Here is a 216-nt window from a genome sequence, read left to right as displayed (position 1 = left end):
GCATCGTACCAGGTACGCTGACGATTACAGAGGCGGAAGGAAACCGTGTAAGTGCGGAAGGCCGGGAAGTAACGTATGACGGAAACGCATATGGGCTGATAAGTGCGTCTGCGGAGAAGGAAGGATCTACGCTGCTGTATTCAACCAACGGAACAGAATACAGTGAGACGGCCCCGACCTTTACGGAAGCAGGAACACATACCGTATACGTAAAGG

1 protein-coding gene is annotated in these 216 nt (G+C 52.3%); it reads left to right on the top strand.

Translation table 11 applies throughout. The annotated features are described in order from the left end of the window. Positions 1-216, top strand: a 216-nt coding sequence (locus NE473_RS32505) for a hypothetical protein (RefSeq protein ID WP_256265758.1), incomplete at both ends; no start/stop codon positions are given.

This window comes from Hungatella sp. SL.1.14 (genome assembly GCF_024460495.1).
Taxonomy (GTDB): domain Bacteria; phylum Bacillota; class Clostridia; order Lachnospirales; family Lachnospiraceae; genus Hungatella; species Hungatella hathewayi.
Note: the sequence above shows the minus strand (reverse complement) of the source record. Positions and strands in the feature narration are given on the sequence as shown.